Here is a 25,715-nt window from a genome sequence, read left to right on the forward strand (position 1 = left end):
TCTCAGTCATTTTGTAAGAATCGCGGACATGATTTGTCTGACAACGCAATAAGTCAAGCATATCCTTTGTTTATTTGGGTGATTTGCCCGTGCGTATTGCAATATCATTGCATTGCACAAGTTCGACGTTTGATAATGCAGCGATGGACGATAATTTCTCAAAGCAGGAAATTCCGGTCTCCGAGCGCGTGCTGAACGTGCTGAAGCGGCGCGGGCCGCTGCAGGCGGCCGAGCTCGGCGCGTATCTCGGCACGACGGGCGAAGCCGCGCGGCAGCAATTGAAGAAGCTCGAGGCGGACGGGCTCGTCGAGGCGGAAAACGTGCCGCAGGGCGTCGGGCGGCCGGCGCGGATCTGGCGGCTCACGTCGCTCGGCCACGGCCACTTTCCGGACGCGCACGCGGACATGACGGTCGACCTGATCCGGATCATCCGCACGACGCTCGGCCAGCCGACGCTCGATCTGCTGATCGCCGCGCGCGAGACGGAGATGCGCCGCACCTACGCGCAGACGCTCGCCGGCGTGACGGACCCGGAGAAGCGGATCGCGCGGCTCGCGGAGCTGCGCGACCGCGAAGGCTATTTCGCCGAGTGGTCGCGCGCGCCGGACGGCGACGGCTGGCTCTTCATCGAGAATCACTGCCCGATCTGCGCGGCCGCGACCGCGTGCCAGGGGTTCTGCCGCTCGGAGCTCGAGATTTTTCGCGAGATGCTGGGCGATGCGCTGACGATCGAGCGCATCGAGCACATTCCGGCCGGCGCGCGGCGTTGCGCGTACCGGATTCGGCCGAGCGGCGCGAGGACGAGGGACGAAGACGGGCGCGCGCGTGGCGAATGACCGGCTGGCTCTAGCGCGTCGCCGCGCGCAGGAACTGCCCCGAGCGCCGCGTCTCGCCGAAACCGTCGGCGAACGCGCCGTCGCGATACACGAGCTGCCCGTTGACGAGCGTCGCCGCGATCGCCGCGCCGCTGCGGTTCACGAGCCGCCGCAGCCCGCCGAACACGGCCATGTCCTCTTCGTGATAGGCGTCGACCGACGCGTCGAGATGCTCGGGATCGACGATCACGATATCGGCGCGGTCGCCCGCGCGCAGCGTGCCGGCATCGATCCCGAAGTACGCGCCGAGCTCGCCCGTCAAGCGATGCACCGCCTGCTGCACCGACATGAACGGCCGTCCGGCGCGCTCGGCCTCGCGCACGCGGCGCAGGAAGCGCACGGGCGCGTTGTAGAACGCCATGTTGCGCAGGTGCGCGCCCGAATCGGCGAAGCCGATCTGCAGCGACGGATGCGTCGCGATCCGGTCGAGCACGTCCGCGCGGTGATTCGCGATCGTCATGCACCAGCGCAGCTTCTGTCCGTGCGCGACGACGAGATCGAGGAACGCGTCCGCCGGATGGATGCCGCGCTCGTCCGCGACCCGGCCGAACGACTTGCCGACCACCGACGCATCCGGGCAGCCGACGATCCGCGTGTCGTGCAGATCGCGCGTCCACAGCCGCAGGTCGAGCCCCTTGCCGACCTGCTTGCGGAACTCGCGCCGGTAGCCTTCGTTCTGCAGCAGCCGGTTGCGCTCGAGCGCGTCGGCGAGATGCAGCGCCGCGCGGCCCGCGCCGAATTCCTCGAAGATCACGAAATCGATGCCGTCCGCATAGACTTCGAACGGCACCGGCAGATGCTGCCAGACGAGCTCGCCGCGAAACAGCGCGTTCGCGAGCCGCACGCCGCCGAGCAGCACGTCGACGGTGCCGCGCGGCGCGGCCTTGCTGTCGGCCGCGACGAGGAGCGACGTGCGCAGCGGCTTGCGCACGAAGTAGCCGCAGCTCTCGGCCATGAAGAGCAGGCCGTTCAGCGGATTCGTCGTGTTCGGCGCGCTTTGCAGCACGCGGCCGCGGCGGCGCAGCACGCGATTGAGCCGACGGTACTCGCGCCACGTCGCGAACGTCGACGGCAGCGACTTCGACCGGTAGCGCTCGCCGTCGAGCTTGTCCCACGGCGTCGTCATCGACGACAGGCCGACGAAGCCCGCGTCGAGCGCGTCGCCGAGCAGCCGCTCCATCCGTTGCAGCTCGGCCTCGTGCGGCCGCACGCGGTCGTCGACCGCGCGCCCGAGGCCGAGCACGTGCGTGCGCAGGTCCGAATGGCCGAGGAACGCGGCGACGTTCGGGCCGAGCGGCAGCGATTCGAGATGGCGGACGTACGAAGCCGCAGTGTCCCAGGTCTTCACGCGCGACAGCACGGCGAGCATCTGCTCGCGCGGCAGCGCCTCGACGCGGCTGAAGAGGTCGGTGCAGTCGAGCGCGTTCGCGTGGACCGTCGACAGCGAGCACGAGCCGAGGAAGACGCTCGTCACGCCGTGCCGCACCGATTCGGGCAGCCCCGGCGACACGAGAATCTCGGCGTCGTAATGCGTGTGAATGTCGACGAAGCCGGGCATCACCCATTTGCCGGTCGCGTCGATTATGCTCGCGCCGTCCGCGGCGAGCGGCGCGTCCGACACGGTCGCGACGCGGCCGTCGCGTATGCCGAGGTCGCGCGTGCCCGGCTCGGCCAGCGTGCCGTCGAACCATAGGCCGTTGCGGATGATCGTGTCGTAGCGCGCCATCTTGGGGTGTCTCCGTATCGTTCTATGGACGGCCGGGCGGCGGCGAGCCGCGACGCGACGGCCGTCGTGCCTCGCCCAAACGTTACATTGATCGATGTCAGGATGAATTGCAAGCGAGCATTGCTTCGAATCGACGCATCGATTCGGCCTGGATTCCCGGCGTCGGCGCGGTCATTCCGCGATCATTCTCGCGCTCGTCGGCGCGCGGCTCACGCCGCTGACGATCGCGCGGAACAGGGGCGCGGCACGATGGAGCCGTTGATCTCGACGCCCGTCGCGCCGCTCGATCCGATGCTCGGCAAGGTGATATCGCATTTTCGCGATCGGCTCCGTCGATGTGGCGCGGGAAATCGCTCGATTGGCGCGGTCGCGCGCACCTCGTGCACGCATCGTACGCCATTGACGCACGTCAAGCAGCGACGCAACGGGCGCGCTACGTTGTGACGTATCGTGCGTGCGCTGCGGGGGACGGGATGAATGCTTCGACGATACGAGCGGCGGCGCGCGCGGCCGGCGCCGCGCTCGCGTGCGCGATCGCGGCGAGCGCTTCGGCACAGATCCATGTCGGCCACGGCGGCGGGTTTCACGGCAGCCCGCCGGGGCACGGCCATCCCGACTTCCACGGCCGCGACTTCGGCCACTTCGCGCCGCAAGAGAACCTCCGCTGGCGCGGCGGCCACTGGTCGCGCGGCTGGCACGGCGGGCGCTACGCGTGGTGGTGGGTGGTCGGCGGCGTCTGGTACATCTATCCGGCGCCCATCTATCCTTACCCCACCTACGTCCCGCCCGCGGTGGTCGAGCAGGAGCCGCCGCCCGTGCCGAGCGGGCTGCCGCCCGCATCCGCGTGGTACTACTGCGCCGATCCGCAGGGCTATTTCCCGTACGTCGCGTCGTGCAACGTGCCGTGGCAGGCCATCCCGGTGCAGGCCGACGAGCCGGTGCGGCCGTGAGCGGCCGGCCGCGCGCGTGCGCTCAGCACTCGCCTTGCTTGAATGCGTCCAGCGACGATTTCATCTGCGCCTTGCCGGCTGTGCCGTCCGGCAGGGCGTCGACCTTTTGTTCGACGGCGGGCACGATGTTGCATCGCGGCCCGCTCTTGTTGACCAGATTGTCATGGTTGCCGCTCTTTTCGGTGTACGTGTAGAAATCCTTCCCGCAATGAAAATGCGGTCGGGCCGAGCTCGTGACGTAGTCGCTGTTGCTGCAATACGCCTTCTTGAAGTTGGTGGACTTGGCGAATCCGGCGAGCGGAACGACGGCGAGGACGGTGCAGATCAGCATGCGAGTGCGTGGCAGCATCGGGGGGTTCTCCGGGGAAGGAACGTTCGACGGGCGGCCGTTCGCCTGCGGCGACGGGCCGGCGGCGCGGCAACCGGAAGGCGAGGCGGGTTGTGCGCAGCGCACCTACGGTACGACGAATCGCGGATGCCGCGCACCTCCGCAATGCCGGCGGTGCCGACGGATCGAATGGCGCCGGCGATCGTTGCGGCTGGCGAAAGGACGCGCGAGGGCCAGCCGCGCGGGCCGATCGCGCAAGTTCCACTCGATTGACTACGGATTTGCACCAATCGGTGTGCGCGATCCGGCGCGATGTGGCCGACCGTTGATCGGCGTCAATCGCGTGCGCGGGCGATCGCCGATGCTCGGTGATGTACGTCGCGCGCCGCGTGCCGATGTGCATTGTCGGCATTGCGGCGAATCCACGATTCCGGCGATGCCCGCGCATGCCGCCGGCCGCCCGGCGCCGCCCGCGAAACGTACGACCTATCGACAAGGAAAGACGATGATCCACGGATCGAACGAACTCTATGCGGCGATGCGGCGGCGCCGCGATCGCACGCCGCGCGCGCATCCCGCGGACAGCTATGGCGCGCCGGTGCGCCTGAAGAGCGGCATGGGCTGCACCGAATGCGGCGCGCTGTACGACGACGGCCGCTGGAGCTGGCACGCGACGGCGGGCGCGCTGCTGCAGATCGTGTGCCCCGCGTGCCGCCGGATCCGCGAGCGCGCGAGCGCGGGCGAGCTGGTGCTCGCAGGCGGCTACTTCGCGCGCCGCCGCGACGACATCGTCGCGCTGCTGCGCCGTCACGCGGGCGACGACCTCGGCGCCCGCCCGCTCGAGCGCCTCCTGTCGATCGACGCGCTGCCCGCGCGCATGGTCGTGCGCACGACGGGCTCGCATCTCGTCCACCGGCTGAGCGAGGCGCTCGTGCGCGCGCACTGCGGCGATCTCGAAATCGACTATCGTGAAGGAGAGGACGTGCTGCGCGCGCGCTGGATGCGCGAGACCGCATAGCGTCCGCAGCTTTCGATTCCCCCCGTATCGCACAACGCACGCCGAGGCATCCCGATGAAGAGCGAAACCGGATACTTGGGATTCGTCGTCGTGCTCGTGTTCATGGTGCTGCTCGCGCTGCAACTCGCGACGCTCAGCGCACCGGCGACGCAGATCGCGTACAGCGATTTCCGCAAGCTCGCGACGGCCGCGCAGGTCGACGATCTCGAAGTCAGCCAGACGCGGATCACGGGCGTGCTGCGCAACGCGGCCGCGGCGGCGGCGCTGCCCGCGTCCGACGCGGACGCGATCAAGCGCGCAGGCGCGCCGTGGCGCTTCTCGACGAAGCGCGTGACCGACGAGCGCCTGATCGACACGCTCGCTGCAACGGGCACCCGCTATCGCGGCGCAGACGACGACACGTGGATCGGCACGCTCGCGTCGTGGATCGTGCCGGTCGCGGTGTTCGTGCTCGTCTGGAACCTGATGCTGCGACGCCCGCGCGGCGGCCTGCAGGACTGGTCGGGCGTCGGCAAGAGCAAGCCGCGCGTCTACATGGAGGCGAAGACCGGCATCGATTTCGACGACATCGCCGGCATCGACGAGGCGAAGGCCGAGCTCCAGCAGATCGTCGCGTTCCTGCGCGCGCCCGCGCGCTACCAGCGGCTCGGCGGCAAGATCCCGAAGGGCGTGCTGATCGTCGGCGCGCCCGGCACCGGCAAGACGCTGCTCGCGAAGGCGGTCGCGGGCGAGGCGGGCGTGCCGTTCTTCTCGACGAGCGGCTCGTCGTTCGTCGAGATGTTCGTCGGCGTCGGCGCGGCGCGCGTGCGCGATCTGTTCGAGCAGGCGCAACAGAAGGCGCCGTGCATCATCTTCATCGACGAGCTCGACGCGCTCGGCAAGGTGCGCGGCGCGGGCCTCGCGTCGGGCAACGACGAGCGCGAGCAGACGCTCAACCAGTTGCTCGTCGAGATGGACGGCTTCCAGGCGAACTCGGGCGTGATCATCATGGCGGCGACCAATCGTCCGGAGATTCTCGACCCCGCGCTGCTGCGCCCGGGCCGCTTCGACCGGCACATCGCGATCGACCGGCCGGATTTGACGGGGCGCCGGCAGATCCTGTCCGTCCATGTGAAGCACGTGAAGCTCGCGCCGGACGTCGATCTCGGCGAGCTCGCGTCGCGCACGCCCGGCTTCGTCGGCGCGGACCTCGCGAACATCGTCAACGAGGCGGCGCTGCACGCGGCCGAGCTCGACAAGCCGGCCATCGACATGTCCGATTTCGACGAGGCGATCGACCGCGCGATGACCGGCATGGAGCGCAAGAGCCGCGTGATGAGCGAGCGCGAGAAGATCACGATCGCGCATCACGAGGCGGGGCACGCGCTGATCGCGCAGACCCGCGCGCACAGCGATCCGGTGAAGAAGGTGTCGATCATCCCGCGCGGCATCGCGGCGCTCGGCTACACGCAGCAGGTGCCGACCGAGGATCGCTACGTGCTGCGCAAGAGCGAGCTGCTCGACCGGCTCGACGTGCTGCTCGGCGGGCGCGTCGCCGAGGAGATCGTGTTCGGCGACGTGTCGACGGGCGCGGAGAACGATCTCGAGCGCGCGACCGAAATGGCGCGGCACATGGTTGCCCGCTACGGGATGAGCGAGCGGATCGGCCTCGCGACGTTCGGCGACGGGGAAGGGCCGGGGCTGCCGCCCGTCGTCTGGCAGCGCGGCGGCGAGCGCTGCAGCGAGAGCACCGCGACGCGGATCGACGACGAGATTCAGCGGCTCCTCGCCGAAGCGCACGATCGCGTGTCGCGAACGCTGAAGGAGCGGCGCGGCGCGCTCGATCGGATTGCGCAGTATCTGCTGAAGCACGAGGTCGTCGATCACGAGAAGCTCGTGAGGCTCGTCAACGACGAGCCGGTGCCGGAGGGCGATGCGGGCGGCGGCGCGGCGAAGCGCGGCGGCGAGAATCCCGAGCCGGCAAAGCCGCTGCCGGACGTCGGAAAAATCGGCGTCACCGACAAGGCCGACAAGGCCGATCAATCCGTGCCGCAGTAACGTCGCGGCGCTCGCGTCGTGCCGACGCGTCCGGCCGCGCGCCGGAAAGCCGACGTCGCGCCGGCCGCCGGCGCCCGCTCATTCGAGCGGCCATGCCTTTCGCGGCCGCGCCCAGAACAGCATCAGCGCGATCGCGCCGAACATCCCGCCCAGATGCGCGAAATGCGCGATGCCGCTCGCCGCGCCCGCGACGCCGAGCAGCAGCTCGACGCCCGCGTAGAGCAGCGCGAACACCCACGCGCGCATCGGAATCGGCGGAATCAGCAGCACGATGCGGCGCGACGGGTACAGCAGCGCGTACGCGGCGAGCACGCCGAACACGCCCGCCGACGCGCCGATCGTCGGCGCGGCGCCCGCCGCCGTGTAGCGCGCGACCGCGAGCTGCGTGAGCGCGCCGCAGACGACGCTCGCGAGATAAAGCGTGCCGAAGCGCGCGCGGCCGAGCGCGCGCTCGACATCGCGGCCGAACATCACGAGCCCGAGCATGTTGAACAACAGGTGCGACAGCCCCGCGTGCAGCGCGCTGTACGTGACGATCTGCCAGACATGGAACGCGGGCGCGGCGGATGGGGCGCCCGTGCGGGGAAGCGGCGGCCATAGCGCAAACAGCGACAGCACGCGGTCGGGATCGGCGAGCTCGACGAAGAAGCCGATCAGGTTCAGGACGACGATGGCGAGCGTCATGGCGGCCGCGGGCGAGAGAGTGAGGCGTCGACGCTCATTATGCCGGCATCGTGCTATCCGCGCCGACGCCGCGCGGCATCGCGCGCAGGGCCGCGGCGCAACCGTTGGCGCTACCGCCACTGCGGCCGCCGCACGGCGCGCGGCCGCCACGCGGCGGCCACTCGTGCGGCGACCCGCCGAGTACGCTACAGGCTGATCCGGCCGGCCGCGACGAGCCAGCCCGCGAGCAAGGCAAACGCGACGAGTGCGATCAGGATCGCCGCTTCGAACGCCTTGAAGGGCCGCTCGCCGCGCTCGCGCTTCGCCCACGCGTACAGCAGCGCGCCCGGCGCGTAGAGCAGGGCGCTCAGCAGCAGATACTTCGGGCCTGCCGCATACAGCAGCCAGCAGCAGTAGACGGTCGCGACTCCGCCGATCGCCGCGTCGCGCATGCGCATCGTCTCGCCGGGCGCATAGCCTTCGCCCTTGATCGCGATGAGGAGCGCATACACCGCGGAGAACAGATACGGTACGAGGATCATCGACGTCGCGAGCGAGATCAGCGCCTGATAGGTCGCGTTCGATACGAGCGTGACGAGCAGGAACACCTGCACGAGGCCGTTCGTCGCCCACAGCGCGTTGGCGGGCACGCCGTGCGCGTTCTCGCGCGACAGGAAGGCCGGCATCACGCCGTCCTTCGCCGGCGTGAACATCGCCTCGGCGGCGAGCAGCGTCCATGCGAGCAGCGCGCCGCCCACCGACACCAGCAGCCCGACGCCCGCGATCGCGACGCCCGTGCGGCCGATCGCCTTTTCGAGGACGCCCGCCATCGACGGATTCTTCATCGCGGCGAGCTCCGGCTGCGACACGATCCCGAGCGACAGCAGCGACACGGCCATCAGCAACAGCAGCACGACGACGAAGCCGGCGATGGTCGCGCGGCCGACGTCGTCGCGGTTCTTCGCGCGCGCCGAATAGACGCTCGCGCCCTCGATGCCGATGAACACCCAGACCGTGATCAGCATCGTGCTCTTCACCTGGTCGAGCACGCCTGGCAGGTGGACGTTGCCCCAGAAGTCGGTCGTGAATCGGTGCGGCTGGAACGCGAGCGCGGCGAGCGCGACGAACAGCACGAGCGGCACGATCTTCGCGATCGTCGTCAGCGCGTTGAGGATTGCCGCGCCGCGCACGCCGCGCAGGATCACCGCATGCATGATCCACAGCACGATCGACGCGCCGATCACCGCGGCGCGCGTGTTGCCGTCGCCGAATGCGGGAAACGCGTAGCCGAGCGTGCCGAACACGATCACCAGATAGCCGACGTTGCCGATCCACGCGCTGACCCAGTAGCCCCACGCGGAATTGAAGCCGACGAAGTCGCCGGCGCTCGCGTGCGCATACGCGTAGACGCCGTTGTCGAGCTCGGGCTTGCGGTGCGCGAGCGTCTGGTAGACGAGCGCGAGCATCAGCATGCCGATGCCCGTGATCGCCCAGCCGATCACGATCGCGCCGGCGCCCGCGCCCGACGCCATGTTCTGCGGCAGCGAGAAGATGCCGCTGCCGATCATTGAGCCGATCACGAGCGCCGTCAGCAGCGTGAACGGCAACTGGCGCGGCGCGGCCGCCTGCTGCGGCGCGGGAGCGGCCGCCGGAAGCGGTGTCGACGGGTGGAACGGATGCCTGACGGAATGCTTCATGATGAAACCTCCTCGACGATTATTGAATGTATTAAGGCACCGGCTCCGGCGGACCGGATTGACCTGGATCAGCGGCGTGCGCGGTGCGGGTTTCGGCGTCGATCCGTCGCAAGGGGCGAGACGAAAAAGCAATCGTTTGCGGGTCGAAAGAGTGCGCGCATGACGGAGGAAATCGCTTGTTCGCGGACGGCTGCATCAGGCGGGCACACGAACGGGCGGTTTTCGCTGCGCCGTTCGCGAGATACGAGAGGAAAAAATCTGAGCGTGTACCGAATCGGTCGTTCTTGCGCGGCCCGACTTTGATGTTCGAATCATCTATGGCGTCGCGAAGCCAGCCGTATTCATTTTCGCCGCGCTGGTGGCTGCTCGAATGCACGATTCACGCGCTGAAATGCTGAAATCCGCGGCTGTCAGGGTGATCGAAAGCGCTGCGATGCAAATACTGGTTCCCACCGATGCGCGCTATCATTTAAATTGATATGATGAATGTTCCTGCTTTTCTCGGCAAACCGCTTTCAACTCGAGTTGATCCGAGTGTCGTGGCGGCTCTTGGCGGGTCGGTGAATAGACCGCAGATTCACGCCTTCATGGGGTCCCATTCGTGACGCGGATGACGCGACACTTCCGAAAGCTATCCGTCACAAGCGTATCTGCAGCCAGACCGCTGACATCACTCGAGGTCCGATCCCGAGATATGCGAGTCGCGCGGCGAGGGCATGTAGACGCCGACAGCCGTCGATCTCGTGAATCGAATTCCCGCAACGATGAAAACGAGGAGAGTGCAACATGGAACATCATTCCAATGTCATCATCGGCGGTGGCCCCGCGGGCATCAACATGGCTCTCGAATTCGGGAAGCGAGGAATCGAGTATCTGTTGCTCGAAGCAAATGAGACTGTCGGTGGGCAATGGGACCGATTTCCGGTATGCGGACAGCTTATTTCGTTAAACAAGAGATATGTCCCCGGCGATAGCCACACTTATCGAATGCGATACGACTGGCACACGCTGAGCACCATTAGCGCCGATGATGTGGCAAATGATCCGCTGCTACGATTCACGGAATGGACGTCGGAACATTGGCCATCTTCAAGAATTTACAAGGAGTATTTGAAATACGTGGCGGAAAGGAAAGGGGTCTCGCCGCACGTTCGAACGCATGCTCGCGTGCAGCGCATCGCGCGCGAAAGCGGGCGCTTCGTCCTCGGCATATCGAATGCGCAAGGCATCAGTGCTGATCGCGTCTTTTGCGCCACCGGCAAGTCGGAGCCGATAGTTCCGGACATCAAGGGGCTCGATTCCGAAACCTGCACATTCTACGGAGATTTCGAGCCCGATACCGCAGCGGAGCGTTACCGGAACAAGGTTGTCATTGTTTTGGGGCGTGGCAATTCAGCGTTCGAAATCGCGCACCATCTCGTCGACATCACGGCGGAGACGCGCGTCGTTACACGATCTCTACCGATGTTCGCCCGGCAGACGCACAACGTACATGACTTGCGGGCACAGGTCTCGGACGTGTTCGATCTGATGCAACTCAAATCCAACAACAATATTGTGAGCGACCGCATCGTCGAAGTCAGGCGAATCACAGGCGGCAGGCACGAAGGCCGCTTGCTGGTCCGCTACGAGACACCTTGCCCTCATTGGTCTCCGCCAAGATGGATGAAGCGAACCGGCATTGTCGACGATGTTTTCCTCGGCGCGCCGATGCGCATCAACGACCCGGACGCCGCTTCCGGGTTCGTTCATGGTTTCCGATGCAATATTCAGGCGCTCGGCTCCATCGTCGCGGAAAAATATCACGGCATGGCGGTTGAACCGGTATTCGAATGCGACGTTCCGACGGCACATCCGTCCGATCAGCTCATTCATCTTTCAGCATTCCTTGTCGATCTCGTCAGCACGAGCATGCCGTTGTTCGAGCTATTCGGCTACTTCGGAAGCACGGTGACGTTCACGCCAGGCGGCGATAAAGGCGTGGTCCGCGCGCGCGTGTGGCCCGCATTTCCACGAGCATATAACCTCGAGCGCTGGGGCAAGGAACCAACGAGGCTCGAAATCGTTTTCGAATATGGATTCAGCCGATATGGCAACGGCGAGTTGCCGACTCACTATTTCACGCTGCCCGCGGATCACTTCGATACTTCCCGGAGCGCGTATGTTCATCCGGTTTTTCACGTCTATCAGGAGGGCGTCGAAGTGGATTCCTTCCATATGCAGGAAAGCCTCATCGGCCGCTGGGATCTCGACGATTACGTCGACGAGGAAACCAATCTCGACCAGTACAAGAACGTCGCGTTCAATGCATGCGCAAGTGCGTTGGGGCTGGATGAGCGCCGCAGCATGTTGCCGGGCGCGACGAGTTCGTGGACGCATGCTATCCGTTGATGAGTGACGACGAGGTAGTCGAGGCGCTTCGAATCCAGCCAACGCTGGCTTTGCTGACGAACCGTTCTTGATTACGCACTGGATCTGCAACGAGATAAATTCCAATATTTCCCGTCGATCTGCCTTGTCAATCGTCGCTGGATCATGATCGATCGACTGAAATCGGCATGAATCCGTGTTCGTCGCCGATCGATTGGCTCAAACCAGATGTCAGCCTTCGGTTTGAACCAATCGATATGCCAGACGACGAACGGCATCAAAAAGTGACGGTACTGACTGGTCAGCGACGGTTCAAGGTGGAAACGAGGACTGCTCCATGTCTGGAAACATCACTGCGCTCGACGGACTGCTCGGGCTCATATTTACCTCTGCGGTGCTGATCGCCGTTCCCGGGCCGAGCATCATGTTTCTTGTCGGCCAAGCCATGACGACGGGACGGCGCAGTGCGATGCGCGGCGTCATCGGCAACGCGATAGGCACCTACTGCGTCGCGGTGATTGTCGCGCTGGGAATCGGTACCTTGCTGATGCGCGCCGACAACGTCCTGACGGGTATTCGATTACTCGGCGCCGTCGTTCTGCTGGCCATCGGAGTCCAATATCTGTTTTCCAGACCGTTGCCAGCGGCGGAAGTCCGGGCACCCGGCAAACGCAAACAGACATTGATCGCCGGCGTCATAGTCGGCATCACCAATCCGAAAGCCCTGATCATGTTCGGTACGATCGTGCCGAGTTTCCTGCGCCGAGGAGTCGAAAGTCCGGTGGAATCGCTGCTTTTCTTTTCGCTCGTGCCTATCGGCTTGGGTTTATTGATCGACTCGGCGTGGGTCGCGACCGCTCATGCCGTGAGTTCACGCGCATTTTTCAACGAGAAGGGCCTCAAGCTGATCAATATCGCGGGCGGAGGCTTGATGATCGCAATGGCGGTGCTCTTGGCCACGGAGACGTTACGTTGACGGCGAGCCTGCACATCCATCGCCGTATCGCGTATGGATGCGGATCGCATCGTCCCGGCAATGCGCGCCTCGACCCACGATATGCGCGGCTGAACGGCGTCGGACCATCAAGGCCGATGCCATCGAAGAGCGTCTTCGCCGGGTTGTCAATCAGCCAATCAACGGAGCCGTCCGGCCGCACGGACAATCCGCGTTCGATACGTGTCACGCTTGCGCTCGGTCAGCCGGTAGACGGTTCGAAGTGCCGGCGAGCATCGTCCTGAATCGTTCGACGCCATCAGGACTTCAAATATCGCCGCCGCAAATAATTTCAAATATGGAAATATTTATGCCGTTTGAATGGAGGTGTGCATCTTATTTCGAAAAATTCCAGTCGCGATCAATTCCGCCAAACATCAGCTTTTTTATTTCAAAGTTGACGTTTTATTTGACGATCAACCAGCGCAACAGATGACGAGCGCGAATGAAAAAATCGAGACTGGAGATTTGGTTAAAAAATTGCAATCGGTCGAATCGACACGGTTGTGTTAGGCTAAGCGCTCCGCGAAATTTCCGAAAATGGAATGCTCGCTGAATCGCGAATTGAAAATATTTGTTCGCAAAATCCCGGCGAGTTTCGCATGGATTGTTTCATTCATTAACCACAGAGGCGGCCAATGACCGTCGATTTGCGTGTCGGGGCCAAGTCGGGGCCAAATGAACGGCGCGCGAAAAGAGGGCGCAGATGCGGAGCATCGACGATGACTGATCCGAAAGGCACGGGGGCCGCGCCGCGCGACGCGGCGGCGCTCGCGACACCGCGCGTCGCGGTGATCGCCGTGACGTTTCGCGCCGACGAAGTGATTCTCGTGCAGCGCAGCAAGGAGCCGCAGAAAGGTACGTGGGGCTTTCCTGGCGGCTCGGTCGAGCCCGGCGAGTGCCTGCGCGATGCGGCCGCGCGCGAGCTGTTCGAGGAAACCGGCGTGCGCGCGGAGATCGGCCAGCCGTTCGACGTCGTCGAGGTGATCGGCTTCGACCCGCACGGCCGGCATCACCACTACGTGCTGGTCGCGATGCTGTGCCGCCATGTCGAAGGCACGCTGCGGCCGGGCGACGACGCGGCGGACTGCCGCTGGGTTCGCGTTCCGGATGGCCTGTCCCGATTCCCGGGCGTGCTCGCGGATCACGTCACGCGGGTGGCGCAGCGCGCGCACGCCCTCTGTCATTCCAATCGAAAGGAAAACAGCCGATGAAGCGCATGTTCCTGGGCGGACCGTTCAAATCCCTGGTCGACAAGCACACCGGCGTGATGCCGGAAGACAGCATCGACCTGTTTCGTCGCGTGATCGATCATTTCGAGGCGCGCGGCTGGGACGTGCATTGCGCGCACCGGCGCGAGCATTGGGGGCGCGAATTCATGACGCCCGCCGTCTGCACGAAGACCGACTACGAGCAGATCAGCCTGTGCGACTACTTCGTCGCGTTTCCGGGCGCGCCGGCATCGCCCGGCACGCACATCGAGCTCGGCTGGGCGTCCGCGCTCGGCAAGCCGATCGTGCTGCTGCTCGAAACCGACAAGGAGTACGCGTATCTCGTGCGCGGCCTCGACGAGATCACGCGCATCGAGCGCGTCGAATTCGGCGGCGGCCGGATCGACCCGGCCGCGATCGAAGCCGCGATCGGCCGTTTCGAAGCGCGAGGCTGACATGCGGCGCTATCCGGGTCTCAGCGAGCTCTACCTCTCGGCGCTCAGGGACGTCTGCGGCGCGTACGAATACCGGAGCGCGCCGCGCGGGCACGCGGAGCGCGAAATCATCGGCTACGGCGCACGGATCGACGATCCGCGCGCGCGCTTCTGCCGGCACGCGGCGCGCAGGCAGAACGTCGTCTTCAACTACGCCGAGGCGCTGTGGTATCTGTCCGGCCGCAACGATCTCGAATTCATCGAGCACTACGCGCCGTCGATGGCGCGCTACAGTCCGGACGGCAAGCATCTGCCCGGCACCGGCTATGGCGCGCGGCTCATGCATTACGGCGAGCGCGCGCTCGATCAGATCGAGCGCGCGCTCGACATCCTGTCGCGCGACGACGCCGAGAGCAAGCGCGTCGTGCTGCAGATCTTCAGCGCCGACGAGGACCTGTACCGGCGCAACATCGACGTCTCGTGCACGCTCGGCCTGCAACTGCTGCTGCGCGAGGGGCGGCTGCACCTGGTCGCGTTCATGCGCGCGAACGACGCATACGTCGGGCTCCTGAACGACGTGTTCTCGTTCACGTTCCTGCAGGAGTACGTCGCGTCGCGGCTCGGCTGCGAGATCGGCACGTATTCGCATCACGTCGGCTCGATCCACGTGTACGACGACAATCTGCCGCGCGTGCGGGCACTCCTCGACGACGGCGATGCGGCGATCGTCACCGCCCACGCGCCGCCGCGAATGCCCGCGGGCACGAGCCCCGCGACGATCGGGCGCGTGCTCGAACACGAAGGAAGGATTCGTGCGGGACGGATGTCGCTCGCCGCGCTCCAGGACCTCGATCTCGATCCTTATTGGCGCGACGTGCTCGGCCTCTTCTGGATCTACCGCGAGATCAAGGCGGGCAGCCCGCCGCCCGACGATGCGCTCGCGTTCGTCGGCACGTTCCATCGCGCCTATCTGCTGAACCGGTGGAACATCGCGTCCGCCTCGCTTCAATAACGCACGGGGATTCCGATGAAGACCGACTGGACCGAACACGAGGTTTCGCAGCGCTTTCACGCATACGACGACCGGATCGAGGAGCGCTTCGGGTACCGGCCGCTGATCGCCGAGCTGACGGGCTCGCTCGGCACCGAGATCCGCGTGCTCGACTACGGCTGCGGCGGCGGCAAGGTCGCGCGGCGGCTGCGTGCTGCGGGCGTCGCCCGCGTGACAGGCGTCGACATCGCGCCGACGATGATCGACCAGGCGATCGCGGCGGGCGTCGACGGCGGGCTGGACTACGCGCATATCGACGGGCCGCCGCTGCCGTTCGCCGACGCGAGCTTCGACGCGGCGATCAGTTGCTTCCTGTTCATCAACATCGCCGAGCGCGCGGAGCTCGCGCGCGTCGCGGCGGAGGTGCTGCGCGTGCTGAAGCCGGGCGGCACGTACTACGTGCTGGACACGAACCCGCGCACGACGGGCGTGCAGTTTCCGACGTTCCGCAACGGCGAGCCGGGCATCGTCTACCGCGACGGCGACCCGCGCCCGGTCCATCTGAACGTGCCGGGCGTGGGCGTGTTCGACGTCGTCGACACGCACTGGGACATGCCGACGTATCGCCACGCGTTCGAGGCGGCGGGCTTCGCGCTCGCGGCGGCGATGGAGCTGGGCTTTCGCGCGGCGGAGGCGGGCGGCGCGCCGGGCGCGCACGCGGATGCCGACGGCCGCACGCCGTTCGTGCTGTTCAAGGCGACGAAGCCGCTGCGCTGACGCGCGCCGCGTAAGGCACGATGCTTCGCGGCGCATGCGTCGCGGAACGGCGGGGCGGGGGGTGCCCCTATGTGTTTCGTCAAGCGTCAGGGGCTGACTTGGGTTGGTAAATGGTGCCGTCGCGCAGCATGGCAAACAGGACGTCGCAGCGTCGCCGTGCGAGCGCGATGAGTGCCTGGTTGTGGCGCTTGCCCTGCTGGATCTTGCGCAAGTAATAGGCCCGTGAGACTGGGTCTCGTAAGGCAGCGAAGGCGGAGAGGAACAAGGCGCGTTTGAGCACCTTGTTGCCACGTCTGGACGGGTGTTCGCCCCGGATCGACGAGCCTGAGCGCCGGGTGACCGGCGCGAGACCAGCGTAGGCCGCCAGATGAGCAGCCGTGGCGAAGGCTTTTTGGGCGACTTCGGTCAGGAGTCTGGCAGCGGTCCTGACGCCGACTCCCGGCATGCTGGTCAGGACTGGCCAAAGAGGGTGAGCAAGCACCAGCCGCTCAACTTCGGCAGCGATTTCGTCACGCTGCTTGCGCAAGGCGGCAAGTTGCTGGGCCAAACGAGGCATGACGATGGTGGCGGCCTGCGTGCCGGGCACGATTACGGCTTGCTCGTTCAGCGCTTGAACGATTTCGGCCGCCAAGTTCTTGCCCATGCGCGGTGCGAGCTTGGTCAGGCGGTTGGCGAGCGTCTTTTCATTGGCAGCAGCAAGTGCGCTCGGGGACGGGTAGCGCTCAAGCAGATCGAGCACCGCCGGATGGTCGAGGCGCGGTCCGAGAACGCGTTCGAGCGCCGGATGGATTTGAGTAAGCAGGCCGCGAATGCGGTTGCTGGTTTGCGTGACCTGAGCGGCGAGGTCGTCATCGAAGCCGCAGAGCATGGTGAGTTCGGCGAGCTGCTCGTCGGCCAGTCGAAGCGAGCGCAGCGTATGTGGCATCGAGCGGGCGGCTTCAGCAATGATCGCGGCGTCGCGGGCATCGGTCTTGGCTTCGCCGGCATGCAAATCAGCGATGCGGCGCATGGCCAGTCCGGGCAGATAGGCGACGAGTACGCCTTCAGCGCGGGCGACGGCTACAGGAAGCGCACCGATGGTGGAAGGCTGATCGACGACGAACAGCAGTCGACCGTGAGTCTTGAGTTCGGCGATGAGGGCGCGCAGCTTGACCTCGTCGTTGGGTAGTGCCTTGTTGTAAAGACGCTTGCCGTTTCGATCGAGTGCGACGGCGTGATGCTGGCCTTTACCGACGTCGACGCCGACGAAGACATCGACGGCGTCATGTTGTTTGGTTTCTTGCATCGCGGTTTGTGCAGAGTGAACGGATTGGCCTGCAACAACGGTGGCAAGTCTCGGCATCCACGTTACGGACGGCGTCGGGAAAGCCCGGCCAAACCCCTATCAGCGATCACCAGCCACCCACCGGGCCCGGTGACAACACCCCCCGGATCATGACTGCGACTGGGGGCGGGAATCATGCCGGGCCTGGCTGGCCAAAGCCCCGATTATCGGGGCATGAAGATAGTAACGGGGCGGACGTCGCCGCGCCGCCCGCGCACCGGCCGACGCCGCTCGCCCGGCAAGACGGCGAACGCGAGGGCGTCGCCCTGGCGGCTATCGGCTATGCAACGACGGCGCAACGATAAAACACGGATGAAACACGAGGGAACATGATCGCGAACGTACTGACGATCGCCGGCACCGACCCGACGGGCGGAGCGGGCATTCAGGCCGACCTCAAGGCATTTTCGGCGATGCGCGCATACGGGATGGCCGCGATCACCGCGGTCGTCGCGCAGAACACGACCGGCGTGCGCAGCTTCCGCGCGCTCGATCCGGCGTTCGTCGCCGATCAGATCGACGCGGTGTTCGACGACGTTGGCGTGCACGCGGTCAAGATCGGCATGATCGCGACCGCGGCGATCGCGGAGGCGGTCGCCGCAGCGCTCGTCAGGCACCGCGCGGCGCCCGTCGTGCTCGACCCGGTGATGGTCGCGAAAAGCGGCGACCGGCTGCTCGATCCGGACGCGGTCGACGCGATCCGCGACAAGCTCGTGCCGATCTCCACGCTGATCACGCCGAACCTGCCCGAAGCGGGCGTGCTGCTCGGCCGGGGCGCGCCGCGCACGCTCGCCGAGATGCACGCGGCGGCGGCCGAGCTGCACGCGCTCGGGTCGCGCTGGGTGCTGCTCAAGGGCGGCCATCTGCCGGGCGAGCGCAGCGTCGACGTGCTGCGCGGCCCGGCCGCGGCGACGGTCGAGCTGTCCGCGCCGCGCGTCCCGACGAAGAACGACCACGGCACCGGCTGCACGCTGTCGGCCGCGATCGCCGCGCTGCTGCCGAGCCATTCGGTCGAGGACAGCGTCTGCCGCGCGAAGGCGTATCTGGGCGACGCGCTCGCCGCGTCGGGCAAGCTCGACGTCGGCCGCGGGCACGGCCCCGTCCATCACTTCCACGCGCTATGGAACTGACGCTTGCGCCGCGCGCCGGCGCGCACACGCATCGATCCGCACGCCTCTTTCGACAAGAAATCATCATGCGCCGCCTCTTGTGCTGTTTCACGATCGTTCTGGGCTTTCTGTGCGCCGCGCCGTCGCATGCGGGCGACGCAGCCGCCGTCGGGCAACTGACGGTCGCGCTGTATCCGTGGGTGCCGCGCGTCGACCAGTTCAGGAGGGCGATCGAGACCGAATGGAAGAAGGTGCAGCCGGCCGTCGCGCTGCAGTTCGTGTCCGCGGACGCGTGGGACGGCGGCTACCGGAACGATCCGCCCGCGAACGCCGACGTCTACGTGTACGACGCGATCTTCTTCGACTACTTCCGCAGCCAGCGCTGGCTCGAGCCGCTTGCGGCAAGCGAGATCCAGAACCTCGACGATTTCCTGCCGTACGCGATCCAGGGCGTGAAGGCGGGCGACCGGTACTACAGCATCCCGCAACTCGGCTGCGCGAACGTGCTGTTCTACCGGAAGGACGACGCGGCGCTCGCGGCCGCGACGACGCTCACGCAGGTGCGCAGCACGCTCGGGCAATGCACGTTCACGAGCGAGATTCCGCCGGACAGGCGCGGGCTGATGATCGACATGTCCGGCCGGACGACGAACGCCGCGCTCTATCTGGACGCCGTGCACAGCCGCACGGGCGCGTATCCGCTGCCGCTGCCGTGGAGCGCGAACGACCTGAACGGCGACGCGCTCGGCAGCCTGCGCGCGCTGATGGCGATGTCGAGCTGGCCGAACGCGACGGCCGAGCTGCCCGGCCAGTACGATCGCTCGGCGTGGTTCGGCGACGGCGACGGGCGCGCGGTGATCGGCTACTCGGAATCGATGTCGGCGATGAGCGAAGCGGCGCGGCGCAATCTCGATTTCAAGTTTCTGCCGCTGTCGGACGAGCCGCAGCCGCCGCTCTTCTATGCGGACGTGATCGGCGTGAACACGACGACGAACGCCCGCGGCACGCGCGCGCTCGCGGTACAGCTCGCGAACGTGATCGCCGCGTCGTCGACGATGGTGCAAAGCGTCGGGCCGGACGGCAGCGGCGTGCCGCAGTATCTGTTCTCCGCGCGGCGCAGCGTGCTGCAGACGCTGGCGCAGCGCTATCCGCTCTATCGGAAGATGGTCGCGCTGCTCGACGCGCGCGAGCCGGTGATGTTCAAGATCGATGCGCAATCGCGCAACTGGCTCGCGTCGATGAGCGGCCCGATCGCGCAGCGCGCACGCGCCGATTATCCGTGCGGCTGCGACATTGACACCGCGTTGCCGATCGCCGACTATCGCGGCGCGCAGGCCGTGTGTCCGACCGTCTGCAAGGCGCAGGGCGGCTGGAACGGCCAGTGGACCAACCAGTCGCCCGCGGCGCCCGCCGGGCAGTCGGCGTGCGGCTGCAACGCGTGCCCGACTTCAGCCGCCGAGAAGCTGCCGCGCGCATTCGCCACCCCGCTCGTCACCCGTGCCGTGCCCGCGGACCGCGCGAAGCCGTGACGGGGAGCGCCCGGCCGGGCCGACGCGGCACGGCCGGGCACCCGATGCGCGCGACACCCGCGCGCGCGCTCTAGAGCTGCACCCAAGCGCACATCTGGCCGAAGAACTCGACCTGCGCGCGCGATTCGTATATTTCACATTGCAGATCGCCGCTCAGCCGCGCGAATTCGAGCCGCTTGCCGCTGCCAAGCACCGTCGAGTCGGGATCGCTCGACAGCGCCCGCAACATCTCCGCGAGCCATGAGCTGAGCTGCGTGGCCGTCCCGCCGTCGACCGGCACCTCGTACGACATCTTCGGCAGCGGCAGCCCCGCGGCCGCGAACAGCTTGACCATCCGGTGCGCGACGTCGAACGACGGAAACGACCGCTTGCAGCGCTCGATGATCTCGGCCGCCACCGAATCCCAGAGCGGGATGAGCGGCGTCGACATCGGCTTGCGCACGAAGTCGGGCTCGTGCAGCGCGAGATATCCGCCGGGCTTCACGAAACGCGCCGCGTGGCGGACGAACTCGGCCGCATGCAACTGATGGATCAATACATAGCGGGCGACGACGACATCGAAGCCGTGCGCGCCTTCGACCTGATCGAGACCGCTCGCGCGAAAGCGGATGTTGTGCAGACTCGCGCGCTCGGCGTTGGCGCTCGCCGCTTCGATCGCGACGTCGCTCGGATCAATCGCGACGACGGTGCCGGTCGGGCCGGCCATCTCGGCCGCCAGCATGCTGACGCCGCCCGTTCCGCAGCCGATGTCGAGCACGCGCATCGAGGGCCGGAGCCGCGCGGATTCGAGCAGGCGCCGGGTGACGGGCTTCAGCATCTCCGACTGGAAGTCGAGCCGGCGGAGTTCTATCGGCGAATGGCCCAACGTGTATCTGAACATGGTTCGTTCGATCTCCTCTTGTGGTTGTGGATTCATGGGCGGTGCGCAAAGGCGTCGGCCGTGCAACGCGCGTTTCGTTCGCGCGGCGCCGCTTTTCGCCACGCCGCGGCTGCCGCGCGAAACCTGCGTCTGCTCGCGGCCGTTGCAGGTGGACGGCGCGAGACGGCGAGACGGGATACGAAGCGCGAACGCGACAGGGCGCGTGCGCACGCATCGGTTCCCGGGCAGCAAATCGACGGCATTGCGCGAAACGACGTGCGCAATGGTTCGACGTCCGGCGACGCAGCATGCCGTCGATGCCGTCGGGACGACTTGCGATCCGATGCGGCGATGCGTTTCCAGTACCGTGCGGATTCGCGGCGAATCCCGCCTTGATAGCACGCGCATGCGCAGGCGGAAAGCACGAAGCTTCGGAGGTCGATCGACATCCGGGCGACGAACGGCGATTCGTGCAAGCCGGGCAAACAACGGCAGGCCGTTCGCCAATCGGCCTCTCGCTGCGCGGCAAGTCGCTGCGATCTCGCTTCCGGGCCGCTTGACCTGCGTCAAGCGGGCCGTCACCAATGGCCCGCATTCTCTGAACGAGCGAAACAGTGCGCGCCGGCGTGACGCGCACGTCTTCGCCGTCCGAACGGGGGAAGCGCCATGCGAAATACTGTTCATCGATGGATGCGCGTCGTCGCGACCATCGCCGCCGTCGCGGCGCTCGGCTCGACGGCCGCCGCGAACGAGACGCTCGAACCCGCCACGCAAAACGGCATTGCGTACGTGACGGGCGGCGTCGGCCAGGACGAAGTCGACGCACTCCGCGCGGCCGCGTCGAAATACAACCTGCGCATGACGTTCGCGTCGCGCAGCGGCGAATATCTGTCCGACGTCGACGTCACGATTCGTTCGGCCGCGGCGCAGCCGGTGCTGACCGTTCGCACCAACGGCCCGTTCCTGTACGCGCGGCTGCCGGCGGGGCAGTACCGGATCGATGCGCGCTACGGCGGCGCCGAGCAGCGGCGCAGCGTGCGCGTGCCCGCGAGCGGCGGCGTCCACGTCGATTTCCGCTGGGCCGAGCCCGATCGGCGCGGCGCAGACCTGCGATCCGCGCCCATGTCCCCGTCAACGTTGACCGTCGCGCCTTCGACCGCGCCGCGCGAGCGGGCGAGCGGGCGCGCCGCGATCGTCGCATGAGCGCTCGCTCGGCCGCGCGGCATCGGCGAGGCGGCACGGCCGACGCCACGGCGCCCGCCGACGACGCGTGGCGCCGCACGCCCGCAAGCGGCCTGTCGAACGCGCAGGCAGCCGGGCTGCGCCGGCGCTTCGGCCCGAACGCGGTCGACACGGGCGGCGGGCGCGGCGGGTGGCGCACGTCGCTCGACGTGCTGCGCGAGCCGATGCTGCTCCTGCTGCTCGGCGCGGGCGCCGTCTACCTGGCGCTCGGCGAATTGCCGGACGCGCTGACGCTGCTCGCGTTCGTCGCCGCGATCGCCGCGCTGACGATCGTGCAAAGCCAGCGCACGGCGGGCGTGCTCGCGGCGCTGCGCGCGCTGTCCGCGCCGCGCGCCGACGTGATGCGCGACGGCGAGCGCCGGCTCGTCTCGGCGACCGAACTCGTGCCGGGCGATCTGCTGTGGATCGCCGAGGGCGCCCGCGTGCCGGCCGACGGCTGGCTCGTCGACGCGCACGAGCTGAGCGTCGACGAATCGCTGCTGACGGGCGAGTCGGCGCCGATCGACAAGGCCGCCGAGCGGCCCGACGCGCCGACGCCCGACGAAGCCGCCTGCCGCGTCTATTTCGGCTCGATGGTGGTGCGCGGGCAGGGGCGGATGATCGTCACCGACACCGGGCCGCGCACCGCGCTCGGCCGGATCGGCAAGTCGCTGACCGGCATCGCGGGCGCACCGTCGCCGCTGCAGCGCGACGCGCGCGCGCTCGCGAACCGGATCGCGCTCGTCGCGCTTGCGCTGTGCGCGGCGCTCGTCGCCGTCTACCGCTGGCGCTCGGGCGAATGGCTGCCGGGCGTGCTCGCGGGGATCACGCTCGCGATGGGCATCTTTCCCGAGGAAATCCCGGTCGTGATGACCGTGTTCATGGCGCTCGGCGCGCGCCGCATCGCCGACGAGGGCATGCTCACGCGCCGCATGAGCGCGATCGAGGCGCTCGGGCAGACGTCGGTGCTGTGCGTCGACAAGACGGGCACGCTGACGCAGAACCGGATGACGGTGCGCGCGCTGTTCGCGAACGGCCGGCGCTGGACGCTCGGCGACGACGAGGCCGACATCGACGAATCGTTCCACGAGCTGCTCGAATATCTGGTGCTCGCGAGCGAGATCGAGCCCGTCGATCCGATGGAGCGCGCGTTCCGGCGCGCGGGCCGCCGATGTCTCGCCGGCACCGGGCATCTGCACGACGACTGGTCGCTCGTTCAGGAATACGCGCTGACGCCCGAGCTGCCGGCGATGTCGCACGTGTGGCGCGCGCCGCGGCTCGATCATTGCCCGGTCGCATGCAAGGGCGCGCCCGAGGCGATCTTCTCGCTGTGCCACCTCGGCGATGCGACGGCGCGCGCGCTGCTCGGCGAGGCCGAGCGCATGGCCGCGCGCGGGCTGCGCGTGCTGGGCGTCGCGCGGGCCGCGCATGCGCGGGGCGAATGGCCCGCGCGGCAGCACGACTTCGATTTCCGGTTCGTCGGCCTGGTCGGCCTGATCGACCCGGTGCGCGCCGAGGTGGCCGACGCGATCGCGACCTGCCGCGCGGCCGGCATCCGCGTCGTGATGATCACGGGCGACTATCCGTCGACCGCGCGCGCGGTGGCGGGCGAGGTCGGCATCGCCGCGCACGCGGTCGTCACGGGCGACGAGGTCGCGGCGATGAGCGACGCGGCGCTCGACGAAGCGGCCGGACGCGCCGACGTGTTCGCGCGCGTGCGGCCGGACCAGAAGCTGCGCCTCGTCGCCGCGCTCGAGCGCGGCGGGCGCATCGTCGCGATGACGGGCGACGGCGTCAACGACGCGCCCGCGCTGAAGGCCGCGCACGTCGGCATCGCAATGGGGCTGCACGGCGCCGAGGTCGCGCGCGAGGTCGCCGCGCTCGTGCTGCTGCGCGACGATTTCACGCCGATCGTGTCGGCGATCCGCCAGGGCCGGCGCATCCATGCGAACCTGATGCAGGCGCTCGGCTATACGGTCGCCGTCCATCTGCCGATGATCGCCGCGGTGATGGTGCCCGCGCTCGTCGGCTGGCCCGCGATGCTCGCGCCGCTGCACATCGTGTCGCTGCAGCTCGTGATCGATCCGGCGTGCTCGCTTGTGTTCGAGAACGAGCCCGCGCGCGCCGACGCGATGCGCATGCCGCCGCGGCCGCCGCACGAGCGGCTGTGGGCGTCGCCGCTCGTCGCGCGGGGCGCGGCGGCGGGCGCGCTCGCGGCGGTCGGCGTGATCGGCCTGTACGCGCTGCTGCTCGCGCGCGGCGGCGACCCGGCGTTCGCGCGCACCGCCGCGTTCGTCGCGCTCGTCGCGGTCAACGTCGCGCTGATTTTCGTCGTCCGGGCGCTCGCGGGCGGCGCGCGCACGAAGCAGCCGTTCGCGGACAACCGGTATCTTTGGATCGTGCCCGCGTTCGCCGCATGCGGGCTGCTGGCGCTGCTCGCGATCCCGCCGCTCGCGTCGCTGTTCGGGCTCGTCCCGCTGCTCACGCGCTGAGCGCTGCGCGGAGCCGAAGCCGCGAAACCGCGCAGCCGCCCGAGGACCGATTCCGATGCCGACTCTCGCCGCGTTGTTCGTCACGCTCGGGAGGGACGCGCGGGACGCCGCGCGCCCCATCCATCCGGGCGCCGCCGCCTTCAGCGGCTCGAGCACGATCGCAAAGCGCGGTCGCGAGCGCGACGTCGGCGAGCGACGAGCCGACGAGCCGACGAGCAGCGCTCCCGGCCGCGTCCGCCGCCCGCGCCGGCGGTCGCGGATCACGTAGACGACGGCCTGGCTGTCGAACACGAGCGTGGCGAACGCGAGGCTGCGCAGCGCGTCGACAGGCAGCGCGTAACGAAAATGCGCGACCGCGATCACGGCGATGCCGAAGCGACTCGAAACGAACGCATAATGAACGTATCGGCAACGCATAGACGGCGCATTGCATGAGCCCGTTTCGCGACTGTACAGCTGCAAGGCTGCACGGCGCGGCCAGTCGCTCGTCAACGAACTCGCGGCCTGCGGCATCGCGATCCGCAGCCCACGAGCCGCTTGCCGCCGAAGTCACGCCGCCCGCCCGCAATGCAGCATGGGCTGTCCGCGCAGCCGGCGTGCGGCGACCGCCGGGCTCGTGCACGCGGGACCGCGCGGCGCGTGCCGCTCGTCTGTATCGGGGGTGTGCATCGCGTCGACGCGATGTGAAGCCATCGACCTCAACCGGATCGGGAGACAAGCCATGTCCATGAAGCTCAATTCCGCATCGCACCCCGCCACCGCGACCGAGATCCGTGACATCGTCGGGCCGATCGAGGACGACATCATAGCGAAAATCCTCGAAATCGAGCCGACGAGCGCCGAAGTGCTCGACGCCTACACGTGGTTCAGGTCTGACGAACGCCTGCTGTTCCGGCTCGATCGCGAACCGCACGGGCGGGCCGCGCGCGTGTTCGAGATTCTGGAGCGCGAGGAGGAGAGCGGCGACGACTTGCGCCCGTGAATCCGCCTGCGCGCAAGCGCCGAGGGCGGGGCGCGGCAACGCGCGACGTCCGTGCCGCCCGCGCGCACGGCGGGCGGACACGTCCGAAACTGATCGTGATCAACGATTGCCCGATTCGGTGCATCATG

21 protein-coding genes and 1 pseudogene are annotated in these 25,715 nt (G+C 67.4%); 15 read left to right on the top strand and 7 right to left on the bottom strand.

Translation table 11 applies throughout. The features are described 5' to 3' along the window. Window positions 1-143: 143 nt before the first annotated feature. On the top strand, window positions 144-836 hold the full coding sequence (locus tag AQ610_RS25060) for a helix-turn-helix transcriptional regulator (protein ID WP_006027206.1): 693 nt from the start codon (window positions 144-146) through the stop codon (window positions 834-836). 10 nt (window positions 837-846) lie between these two features. On the opposite strand, the gene AQ610_RS25065 is transcribed toward AQ610_RS25060, so the two are convergent. Next, complete coding sequence (locus AQ610_RS25065) at window positions 847-2,601, bottom strand: N-acyl-D-amino-acid deacylase family protein (RefSeq protein WP_006027207.1); 1,755 nt, start codon at window positions 2,599-2,601, stop codon at window positions 847-849. A 473-nt stretch (window positions 2,602-3,074) separates the two neighbouring features. On the opposite strand from AQ610_RS25065, the gene AQ610_RS25075 reads away from it, so the two are divergent. Next, window positions 3,075-3,551, top strand: a complete 477-nt coding sequence (locus AQ610_RS25075; RefSeq protein WP_006027209.1) for a hypothetical protein — start codon at window positions 3,075-3,077, stop codon at window positions 3,549-3,551. A 22-nt stretch (window positions 3,552-3,573) separates the two neighbouring features. On the opposite strand, the gene AQ610_RS25080 is transcribed toward AQ610_RS25075, so the two are convergent. Further along, window positions 3,574-3,882 (bottom strand): hypothetical protein, encoded by a 309-nt coding sequence (locus AQ610_RS25080; RefSeq protein WP_006027210.1) that lies wholly within the window; start codon window positions 3,880-3,882, stop codon window positions 3,574-3,576. Window positions 3,883-4,384: 502 nt separating this feature from the next. On the opposite strand from AQ610_RS25080, the gene AQ610_RS25085 reads away from it, so the two are divergent. Both AQ610_RS25085 and ftsH read left to right on the top strand, forming a co-directional pair. Continuing rightward, entirely contained in the window at window positions 4,385-4,897 is a 513-nt protein-coding gene (locus AQ610_RS25085; RefSeq protein ID WP_009915033.1) for a BCAM0308 family protein, read from the top strand. Between the two features lie 54 nt (window positions 4,898-4,951). Then, a complete protein-coding gene (gene ftsH / locus AQ610_RS25090; protein ID WP_009915032.1) occupies window positions 4,952-6,934 on the top strand; it encodes an ATP-dependent zinc metalloprotease FtsH in 1,983 nt (660 codons plus the stop codon). Window positions 6,935-7,012: 78 nt separating this feature from the next. Here ftsH and AQ610_RS25095 read toward each other — a convergent pair whose 3' ends face one another. From AQ610_RS25095 to AQ610_RS36460, 3 genes are all read right to left on the bottom strand, one after another. Beyond that, a complete protein-coding gene (locus AQ610_RS25095; protein ID WP_006027213.1) occupies window positions 7,013-7,618 on the bottom strand; it encodes a rhomboid family intramembrane serine protease in 606 nt (201 codons plus the stop codon). 185 nt (window positions 7,619-7,803) lie between these two features. Beyond that, window positions 7,804-9,294 (bottom strand): arginine-ornithine antiporter, encoded by a 1,491-nt coding sequence (gene arcD, locus AQ610_RS25100; RefSeq protein ID WP_006027214.1) that lies wholly within the window; start codon window positions 9,292-9,294, stop codon window positions 7,804-7,806. Between the two features lie 31 nt (window positions 9,295-9,325). Beyond that, window positions 9,326-9,670 carry a hypothetical protein gene (locus tag AQ610_RS36460; RefSeq protein ID WP_144411889.1) on the bottom strand — a complete coding sequence of 115 codons (345 nt, stop codon included), beginning with the start codon at window positions 9,668-9,670 and terminating at the stop codon, window positions 9,326-9,328. Window positions 9,671-10,080: 410 nt separating this feature from the next. On the opposite strand from AQ610_RS36460, the gene AQ610_RS25105 reads away from it, so the two are divergent. From AQ610_RS25105 to AQ610_RS25130, 6 genes are all read left to right on the top strand, one after another. Then, a complete protein-coding gene (locus AQ610_RS25105) occupies window positions 10,081-11,685 on the top strand; it encodes an NAD(P)-binding domain-containing protein (protein ID WP_006027215.1) in 1,605 nt (534 codons plus the stop codon). 316 nt (window positions 11,686-12,001) lie between these two features. Continuing rightward, entirely contained in the window at window positions 12,002-12,640 is a 639-nt protein-coding gene (locus AQ610_RS25110) for a LysE family translocator (RefSeq protein WP_009915029.1), read from the top strand. 740 nt (window positions 12,641-13,380) lie between these two features. Next, entirely contained in the window at window positions 13,381-13,872 is a 492-nt protein-coding gene (locus AQ610_RS25115; RefSeq protein WP_006027218.1) for an NUDIX hydrolase, read from the top strand. Next, window positions 13,869-14,324, top strand: a complete 456-nt coding sequence (locus AQ610_RS25120; protein WP_006027219.1) for a nucleoside 2-deoxyribosyltransferase — start codon at window positions 13,869-13,871, stop codon at window positions 14,322-14,324. The genes AQ610_RS25115 and AQ610_RS25120 overlap by 4 nt, the downstream gene beginning before the upstream one ends. A 1-nt stretch (window position 14,325) precedes the next feature. Continuing rightward, window positions 14,326-15,315, top strand: a complete 990-nt coding sequence (locus tag AQ610_RS25125; RefSeq protein ID WP_006027220.1) for a thymidylate synthase — start codon at window positions 14,326-14,328, stop codon at window positions 15,313-15,315. Between the two features lie 15 nt (window positions 15,316-15,330). Beyond that, window positions 15,331-16,071, top strand: a complete 741-nt coding sequence (locus tag AQ610_RS25130) for a class I SAM-dependent methyltransferase (RefSeq protein ID WP_006027221.1) — start codon at window positions 15,331-15,333, stop codon at window positions 16,069-16,071. 79 nt (window positions 16,072-16,150) lie between these two features. Here AQ610_RS25130 and AQ610_RS25135 read toward each other — a convergent pair whose 3' ends face one another. Continuing rightward, window positions 16,151-17,356, bottom strand: coding sequence for an IS110 family RNA-guided transposase (locus AQ610_RS25135; RefSeq protein ID WP_006029866.1), 1,206 nt, complete (start codon window positions 17,354-17,356; stop codon window positions 16,151-16,153). 368 nt (window positions 17,357-17,724) lie between these two features. Here AQ610_RS25135 and thiD point away from each other — a divergent pair, with 368 nt between their 5' ends. Both thiD and bcmE read left to right on the top strand, forming a co-directional pair. After that, the gene (thiD, locus tag AQ610_RS25140) at window positions 17,725-18,525 is read left to right on the top strand and encodes a bifunctional hydroxymethylpyrimidine kinase/phosphomethylpyrimidine kinase (protein ID WP_006027222.1); all 801 of its coding nucleotides are present in this window, start codon (window positions 17,725-17,727) and stop codon (window positions 18,523-18,525) included. A 65-nt stretch (window positions 18,526-18,590) separates the two neighbouring features. Then, the gene (gene bcmE, locus AQ610_RS25145) at window positions 18,591-20,033 is read left to right on the top strand and encodes a thiamine pyridinylase (RefSeq protein ID WP_043282847.1); all 1,443 of its coding nucleotides are present in this window, start codon (window positions 18,591-18,593) and stop codon (window positions 20,031-20,033) included. A gap of 70 nt (window positions 20,034-20,103) precedes the next feature. On the opposite strand, the gene AQ610_RS25150 is transcribed toward bcmE, so the two are convergent. Further along, window positions 20,104-20,949 (bottom strand): SAM-dependent methyltransferase, encoded by an 846-nt coding sequence (locus tag AQ610_RS25150; RefSeq protein WP_041861909.1) that lies wholly within the window; start codon window positions 20,947-20,949, stop codon window positions 20,104-20,106. Window positions 20,950-21,558: 609 nt separating this feature from the next. Here AQ610_RS25150 and AQ610_RS25155 point away from each other — a divergent pair. From AQ610_RS25155 to AQ610_RS25170, 3 genes and pseudogenes are all read left to right on the top strand, one after another. After that, window positions 21,559-22,033, top strand: a pseudogene (locus AQ610_RS25155) (carboxypeptidase-like regulatory domain-containing protein). A 58-nt stretch (window positions 22,034-22,091) separates the two neighbouring features. Continuing rightward, complete coding sequence (locus AQ610_RS25160) at window positions 22,092-24,605, top strand: cation-translocating P-type ATPase (protein WP_006027226.1); 2,514 nt, start codon at window positions 22,092-22,094, stop codon at window positions 24,603-24,605. Window positions 24,606-25,326: 721 nt separating this feature from the next. Then, a complete protein-coding gene (locus AQ610_RS25170; RefSeq protein ID WP_006027227.1) occupies window positions 25,327-25,587 on the top strand; it encodes a hypothetical protein in 261 nt (86 codons plus the stop codon). Window positions 25,588-25,715 lie beyond the last annotated feature (128 nt).

This window comes from Burkholderia humptydooensis, assembly GCF_001513745.1.
In the GTDB taxonomy this organism is placed as follows: Bacteria; Pseudomonadota; Gammaproteobacteria; order Burkholderiales; family Burkholderiaceae; genus Burkholderia; species Burkholderia humptydooensis.